The organism is Streptomyces sp. NPDC004838 (genome assembly GCF_053600955.1).
Genome location: NZ_JBSGAW010000051.1, coordinates 20,548 through 28,155, shown reverse-complemented (window position 1 = coordinate 28,155; position 7,608 = coordinate 20,548). Strand labels below are relative to the sequence as shown.

The window sequence follows — 7,608 nt, the reverse complement described above, 5'->3', positions numbered from 1 at the left end:
CGTCCGGGAACAGGGGCTCTGCGGCTGCCCCCGGGGAGGTGCCGCCGGAACAACTCCCGTACCCCGTCCGGCGCCAGACGCCCGGCCACCGGCACACAGCTAGGCCACCGGTGCCTTGGAAGGTCGCCACGTTTTGTGGCCGGAGATCGGGCGGGGCGGGTTGCCCGTGGCGGGTTACCCGTCGTCGTGGGCGGTGGCCGCGGACTTCTCGCGCCAAGGGGCGAGGTCGTCCTGGATCTGCCGGAGCTTGACCTGGAGGCGGTCGAGGGTGTCGCGGCCCAGGTAGAGGTGGGTGGGCAGCTTGTCGCCCGAGGCGACTTCGACGATGAGGGCGCCGCCCTTGACCGGGTCGCCGAGCTGGGCGTGGTTGGCTTTGTCGATCCAGTCCAGCGTGACGTGGGCGGGGGTGCCGTCGTAGTCGGGGATACGGGTGGCGGCTACGGACAGGGAACTGGCGTCGAGGAAGTCGGTGCGGAACACGCCCGGTTCGACGACCATCGACTGGATGCCGAACGGCGCCAGTTCGGCCGACAGGGCCTCGCTGATACCGGCGACGGCGAATTTCGACGCGGAGTACATGCTGACGCCGGGCTCGCCCTCGAAGCCGGAGCGGGAGCCGATGTGGACGAGCCTGCCGGAGTTCCGCTCGCGCGTGACGGGCAGCACGGCGCGGGTGACGTTGATGAGACCGAAGACGTTGAGGTCGAAGAGGGAGCGGGCCTCGGCGTCCGTGATCTCCTCCAGAGCGCCCAGCAGGCCGCGGCCGGCGTTGTTCACCAGGACGTCGATACCGCCGAAGCGGTCCACGGCCGCCTGGACGGCCCGCGGGATGCCGGCGCCGTCGGTCACGTCCAGTGCGACGGCGAGCACCCGGTCGGAGTTCTTGAACTCCTCCGGAACACGGTCCGGGTCGCGGACCGCCGCCACGACGTCGTCGCCCTGGGCGAGCGCGGCTCGGGCGATCTCCGCACCGAGTCCGCGGGCGGCGCCGGTGATGAACCAAGTAGCCATGGGTGATCCCTTCTTCCGCTCTTCCGCGTTTCCCGTTCACTCCCTGAAGGGAAGTCAGCGGACGGCGTCGACGACGGCGGCGGCGGCGGTGGTGGTCGGCGCGTTCTCGCTCTCCCCCGCCTGGGCGAGGTCGATCCCCAGCGTCTCGGGCAGGTATCGCAGCAGCACTACCGTGGCGACGGCGGCCACGGCCACCACGTAGAAGGCGGGGGAAACCCAGATGCCCGTACCTGTCACCAGGGCCGCCGCGATGAGCGGGCCGGGGCCGCCGATGACGGCCTGGGCGAGGTTGAAGCCGATGGAGGCCCCGCTCACGCGGGTGTGCGCGGGGAACAGCTCCACGAGCAGCACACCGAGCATGACGTTCACGAGGGCCTCGAAGACGGCGAACACGGCCAGTCCCGCCAGGGCGAGCCAGACGTTCCCCGTGCCGATCAGCAGGAAGCTCGGTACGGCCACCAGACCCAGTCCCACACCGCCCGCGATGGTGGTGCGCCGGCGGCCGAAACGGTCTCCGACCATGCCGGCGAGCGGGCAGAGAATCGAGTACAGCGTGAGGCCGGCGATGGTGACGAGCAGGGCGTCGGTCTTGTCCCAGCCGACCACGGTGTCGAGGTGCGTGACGACGTAGACGGCGAGGTAGTAGAAGCCGAGACCCGCGATGGCGGTGGCCGCGAACACCAGCGCGATACGGGAGGCGCCATGGCGGCCGAGCCGGCGCAGGGGGTCGCTCGCCACCTGGTGGTTCTGTTCGAGCTCCCGGAACACGGGGGTGTCCTCCAGCTTGAGCCGCATGTACAGACCCACCACCGAGAGGGGGGCGGCCAGCAGGAACGGGACACGCCAGCCCCATGAGGCCACCTGGTCCCCGGACAGCCACGCGGAGACCGCCAGCGCCGTGAGACCGGCCAGCAGGACGCCGAGTGCGGCTGTCGCCGAGATGACACTGCTCCACAGTCCTCGGCGCGTCCGCGGGGCGTACTCGATGAGGAACGCGGCCGCGCCGGCGTACTCGCCGCCCGCCGAGAAACCCTGGACGCAGCGCAGCAGCACGATCAGGACCGGTGCCGCGATCCCGATCGTCTCGTAGGTGGGAACACAGGCGATGAGCGTGGTGGACGCGCCCATCAGCAGGACCGACAGGGTCAGCGCGGGCCTGCGTCCCACCCGGTCGGCGAACCGGCCGAGGACGAAGCCGCCGGCGGGCCGCACGACGAAGGCGACGCCGAACACCGCCAGAGCGGCCATCAGGGAACTCGTGGTGGAGCCCGTGGGGAAATAGAGCTCACCGATGGTGACGGCGAAGAAACCGTAGATGGCGAAGTCGAACCATTCGAGCAGGTTCCCCGCCGCCGACGCGGCGATGATTCTTCGTTCGGTGCCTTTGGGGACGGCGCTCTCGGAGGCACCGGGCATGGAACTCATCGTTGACATCCCTTTCGCAGATGCACGGATCAGTCGTACGCGGTAGCTGGGGGTGCTACAGCCGGGATGGGGACGCCCGTCAACCCATCCACGAAAACCAGAAGTGAATTTGTACGTACGTTTTGAGACTGTAGAGATGCTTCGAAGTCGACGTCAACAGTCGTACGCGCATGAATGTGACGTAGATCTTCGTGGTCCTGGCATCCATGCTTGTCGATTGGTCCGTACAACATTATTCTCGGGAGGGCAGGCCCAGGACGGCCCGGCGGAAGCGCGGGGCCCCGGACGGGACGGGACCCCCGATGACGGATCAAGATCAGCCCGCTGCCACCCCTCGCAGGCCGGCGGCATACCGCGTACTCGCCGACGCGTTGCGCACGGACATCGACACCGGCGTGTACAGCGAGGGGGGCAAGATGCCCACCGAGGAGGTGTTGCAGGCCACGTACAAGGTGAGCCGGCACACCGTCCGCCAGGCGCTCCAGACACTGCTGTCGGAGGGGCGCATCTACCGGGTGCAGGGCAGCGGCACCTTCGTCAGCGGGCGCCGGCTCACCGGCCGGTACATGCGCTCGATCGGGTCGCTCGACGACATCGTGGTCTGGCCCGATACCGATACCGAGGTTCTCCAGCAGTTCGCCCAACAGACCGATCCGGCGATCGCCACCCGCCTCGAGCTGCCCTACATCGAGGTGAGCATGGCGCTGGTCCGGCGGTTCATCAAGGGGCTGCCCTTCGTCGTCACCCGCCACTACGTCGCCCCGGACCTCGGGGAGACGCTGCGCGAGAACGGCATCCCGGCCCGCGGGGAGGGCACGGTCATCGGGTCGGCCGAGCCCTTCCTGAAGCACCCGGTCGCGGGGGTGCGGCAGGACATCACCGCGATGAACGCCCCCGAGAAGGAGGCCGCGCTGATCGGCTGCGAACCGGGAGACGCCATCCTGCTGATCGAGCGCCTGTATTACGACACCGCCGGAAGCCTCGTCGAGTTCACGACGTCGCACTTCAATCCGCGGCGCTACGGCTACCGCATGGAGCTTCGCCGCTCGCACTGATCCGCCGCCCGCACTGATCCATCGGCGGGACTCACCGGGCGCGCTGGTTCACCGGGCGCGCTGGTTCGCCGGGCGCGCCGAGGAGAGCGGGCCGGGGCCGACGGTGGCCGGCCCCGGCCGTCTCACCGCTGCATGACCACTGTCGTGACGGACGCGCCGTCCGTACCGCTGACGGAACCGCCCTTGCAGTAGGCGAGGCCCGTGCGCGCGCCGTCGACCTGCCTGCCGCCGGCGCGGTCGGTCAACTGCCAGAACAGCTCGCACACCTGTGCCACCCCGGTGGCTCCCACGGGGTGCCCGCGGGACAGCAGCCCGCCGCTGGGGTTCACCGGGAGCCGCCCCCCGAGGCTGGTGTGACCGGCCTCGGTCAGTCGCGCTCCCTCCCCCCTCGGCAGCAGTCCGAGCCCTTCCAGCCGGACGATCTCGGCGATGGTGAAGCAGTCGTGCATCTCGACGAAGTCGACGTCCTCGGCTCCCACGCCGGAGAGGCGGTACGCCTCCTGCCCCGCGCGCCGCGAGACGTCCTCCTCGTTCACATCGGTGAGCCCGCCCTGAACCGTGCCGCTCACCAGAGCGCAGGCGGCCAGCTTCGGCGCCGCACCGGCCCTGAGCCTCCTCAGCCCCGCCGGACTGGCGACCACCACGGCGGCCGCGCCGTCGCTGATCGGGGAGCAGTCGAGGAGTCCCAGGGGCTCCGCGATGGAGCGGGCGGCCAGGACTTCCTCGAGTGCGACGGGCTTGTGGTAGTGGGCGTAGGGGTTCATGACCGAGTGGGCGTGGTTCTTCACCGCGACCATGGCGATCTGCTCGCGGGTCGCACCGTAGTCGGCCATGTAGCGGCGGGCGCTGAGGGCGTGCCCGGCGGCGAAGATGAATCCCGAGGCGGCGTCGAGGTCGTCCGGGTCCGGCCGGACACCCCCCTTGATCCTGTCGGTCATCTTCTCCACGCCGACGACGAGCACGAGGTCGTACAGGCCGGCGCCGACGGCGATCCATGCTTCGCGCAGCGCGGTCGCACCGCTGGAGCAGTAGTTCTCGTGGTTGCTCACGGGCTTGCCGGCCAGGCCGATACGGGCGCCGATCCGCTGTCCCGCGACGGGCCCGCCGAAGACGTGCCCGACGTACAGGGCCTCGATGCCGGCCGGTCCGACGCCCGCGTCGGCCATCGCCTCGCGCGCGGCTTTCGCGCCCATCGCCTCGAGGGTCACCTCGCGCGGGTGCTTGCCGAACCGGACCATGCCGGCGGCCGCGATGTGCACCGGTGACAGGGTCATGACGGCTCCTCGTCGGGCAGAAAGGCGAACATGAGGGACTCGTCGTCCCCGTCGGCGGGGCGTGTTCCCAGCCGTACGGCCGCCCCGATGCGGACCGCGTCCGGATCGAAGCCCTCCAGCCGTGACATCACCCGGACGCCGTCCCCGGGCAGATCGACGTAGGCGAGGACGTAGGGGACGGGGAGGCCGGGCGGCGCCTGCCGCACCACGGTGTACGAGTAGATCTCTCCTGCGCGCGACAGCGCGGTCCGTTCCTCGGTCGCGTCGCCGCACGAGGGGCAGGCGTCCCTGGGGGGGAACGCCGTGGCTTGGCAGGCGCGGCAGTGCGAGGCGAGGAGCGTGGGCGGGTCCGCCGTGAAGACGTCGGGCCGTGAAGAGGCCAGGGGTGGGGTCATGAGTGGTCTGCCTTCGCTTTCCTGCGACCGCTTTCCTACGACCGCTTCCACACGGTCGTTCATACGGCTGTTCATACGGTCGCTTTCATATGACGCCGGCTCGGCGCCAGCGCGTGAGGTCCTGGGGTGTGGCATCGCCCAGCCCGCGGAACACGTCCTCGTTGTCCGCGCCCAGTTGGGGGGCGGACGCGGGCGGGGGCAGGTCGTAGCCTTCGAGGAGCACCGGCGTCCGGATCATGCGCCGGCGTCCCGCGTGGGCGTCCTCGATGTCGAGGAACATCTCGCGCGCCGCCAGGTGCGGACAGTCGTAGATCTCGGGGATCGTCTGCACCACACCGGCCGGGAGCCCGCATTCGGCGAACCGGGAGACGATCTCGGCGCGGGTCCGGGCGCGGGTCCAGCGCTCGGCCTCGGGCCTGATCACCGTCGTGAAGTTCTCGGCCCGTGCCGGTACGGAATCGAGCAGGGGATGGCCGAGCAGATCCTCGCGGTCGATGGCCTTGCACATCCGGCGCCACATCTCGTCGGTCGGGACGATCAGGGCGATGTGTCCGTCGACGGCCTCCAGGGAGCCCAGCGGGGCGTAGCCGTCCACGCCGCGGCGGCGCTCCTGGCGGGTGAAGTCCCAGAGCATCAGCTCTCGTTCGAGCAGGGAGGCGGTCGAGTCGTACATGCTCTGGTCGACGAAGGTGCCGTGTCCGGTGCGGGCCCTGCCCTGCAGGGCCGCGAGGACCGAGAAGGCGGCGTGCACGGCGGTGAACAGGTCGGCGAAGCCGGTGACGGTGGGCAGGGGCGGCCCCCCGGGCTCGCCGGTGACGGCCATCATGCCGCCCATCGCCTGGATGGCGGTGTCGAAGGCGGGCCGGTCCGCGTAGACGCCGCGGTGGCCGGGGGAACGTCCGTAGCCGCTGATGGCGCAGTAGATCAGCCGCCGGTTGTCCCGGCTGAGTACGTCGTACCCGACGCCGAGCCGGTCGACCGCGCCGGGGCGCAGGTTCTCCACGATGACGTCGGCCTTGGCGGCGATCCGCCGGTAGAGGTCCCGGCCTTCTTCGGCGGAGAGGTCGAGGGTGATCGACCGCTTGTTCCGGTTGTAGCTCAGGAAGCCGCCGCTGAGCCGGCCTCCGCCGTCCGAGATCAGGGGGTCGTAGGACCGTCGCGGGTCACCGGTGCCGGGGCGCTCGACCTTGATGACGTCGGCGCCGAGGTCGGCGAGCATCATCGCGCAGTACGGTGCCGCGATGTACTGGCCCATCTCCAGGACGACGAGCCCGTCCAGCGGCCTCATGACGGCTCCGGTGCGGCGGTGGCGTGCGGCACGATGACCGGCTTGATGTCCTGCTGCGCCCGCATCCGGGTCAGGGCTTCGGTGGCCCGCTCCAGGGGGTAGCGGTGGGGCACGAGGGTGCCGAAGTCGTAGCGGTGGCGGCTGTTCTTCATGAACTGCAGCGCCTTGCGGTACTCGGCGATGTGTCCGGACCAGGTGCCCATGATGGTCAGTTGCCGCCGGGTGATGAACCCCGGGCTGACGGGGACTTCCTTGCCCGGTCCGTCGATCTGGCCGGTCACCATGTAGCGGCCGCCTTCTTTGATCATGCCGAGCCCTTCGGTGAACGCGGTCCGCGCTCCGGAGAACTCGAAGACCACGTCGGCGCCACGGCCGCCGAGGAGTTCCCGCACGGCGTCGACGCGGTCCTGTGCCTCGGGGGCGTCGGCCAGGGACACGGTGTCCGTGGCGCCGAAGGCGGTCGCGATCTTCAGCCGGTCGTCGGGGGCGCCGATGGTGATGATCCGCTCCGCGCCCAGACGGTCGGCGAGTGCGGTGGCGAACAGGCCCAGGGGCCCGGAGCCCTGGATGACGACCGATTCCCAGGGGTTGACGCGGCCGATGCGGTCGAAGGAGTGCACCACGGTGCGCAGGGCGCAACTGGCGGCCGATGCCCAGTCGGTGGGCACCTCGTCCGGCACCTTGACCCGGCCCGAGTCGGGGAAGACGTAGCAGTACTCGGCGAAGCCTCCGACGAGATACGGGGTCTCGGCGCAGGTGGTGAACATGTAGTACTGCCGGTTGGCGCAGAGGGTGGGCTGGTTGTGGAGGCGGCAGTTCTCGCACTGGTTGCACGAGGCGTGGGTGAAGCAGATGCGGTCGCCCGGCTCCAGCGGGGTGCCGAAGGTGTCGCGCCCGGCTCCTTCGCCGATCCGGACGACGGAGCCGACCATTTCGTGCCCGGGGATCACGGGCAGGGCCAGGGCCTGGCTGCCTGCCAGCGATCCGTCCCACAGATGCAGGTCGGATCCGCAGACGGTGGCGGCTTCGATTCTGACGAGCAGGGCTCCGGGCTCCAGCTCGCCGGGGACGGGGAGTTCTCGCACGTCGAGGGGTTCGCCGTGCGCGGTGAGGACCGCGGCCCGGCTGGTCTTGGGGATGTCGATCGTCATTTCCGGCAT

7 protein-coding genes are annotated in these 7,608 nt (G+C 70.2%); 1 reads left to right on the top strand and 6 read right to left on the bottom strand.

Annotated features, from left to right (window positions below):
* Positions 1 to 174 precede the first annotated feature (174 nt).
* The gene (locus tag ACWEFL_RS34885; RefSeq protein ID WP_451720893.1) at positions 175 to 1,011 is read right to left on the bottom strand and encodes an SDR family NAD(P)-dependent oxidoreductase; all 837 of its coding nucleotides are present in this window, start codon (positions 1,009 to 1,011) and stop codon (positions 175 to 177) included.
* Between the two features lie 54 nt (positions 1,012 to 1,065).
* The gene (locus ACWEFL_RS34880; protein ID WP_451720891.1) at positions 1,066 to 2,436 is read right to left on the bottom strand and encodes an MFS transporter; all 1,371 of its coding nucleotides are present in this window, start codon (positions 2,434 to 2,436) and stop codon (positions 1,066 to 1,068) included.
* A gap of 302 nt (positions 2,437 to 2,738) precedes the next feature.
* Here ACWEFL_RS34880 and ACWEFL_RS34875 point away from each other — a divergent pair, with 302 nt between their 5' ends.
* Entirely contained in the window at positions 2,739 to 3,491 is a 753-nt protein-coding gene (locus ACWEFL_RS34875; protein WP_451720889.1) for a GntR family transcriptional regulator, read from the top strand.
* Positions 3,492 to 3,613: 122 nt separating this feature from the next.
* Here ACWEFL_RS34875 and ACWEFL_RS34870 read toward each other — a convergent pair whose 3' ends face one another.
* The 4 genes from ACWEFL_RS34870 to ACWEFL_RS34855 form a co-directional block, all read right to left on the bottom strand.
* Positions 3,614 to 4,765, bottom strand: coding sequence for a thiolase family protein (locus ACWEFL_RS34870; RefSeq protein ID WP_451720887.1), 1,152 nt, complete (start codon positions 4,763 to 4,765; stop codon positions 3,614 to 3,616).
* On the bottom strand, positions 4,762 to 5,160 hold the full coding sequence (locus ACWEFL_RS34865) for a Zn-ribbon domain-containing OB-fold protein (RefSeq protein WP_451720885.1): 399 nt from the start codon (positions 5,158 to 5,160) through the stop codon (positions 4,762 to 4,764). Before ACWEFL_RS34865 ends, ACWEFL_RS34870 begins: the two co-directional genes overlap by 4 nt.
* Before the next feature lie 85 nt (positions 5,161 to 5,245).
* Positions 5,246 to 6,448 (bottom strand): CaiB/BaiF CoA transferase family protein, encoded by a 1,203-nt coding sequence (locus ACWEFL_RS34860; protein ID WP_451720883.1) that lies wholly within the window; start codon positions 6,446 to 6,448, stop codon positions 5,246 to 5,248.
* Positions 6,445 to 7,608 carry a zinc-binding dehydrogenase gene (locus ACWEFL_RS34855; protein WP_451720881.1) on the bottom strand — a complete coding sequence of 388 codons (1,164 nt, stop codon included), beginning with the start codon at positions 7,606 to 7,608 and terminating at the stop codon, positions 6,445 to 6,447. Before ACWEFL_RS34855 ends, ACWEFL_RS34860 begins: the two co-directional genes overlap by 4 nt.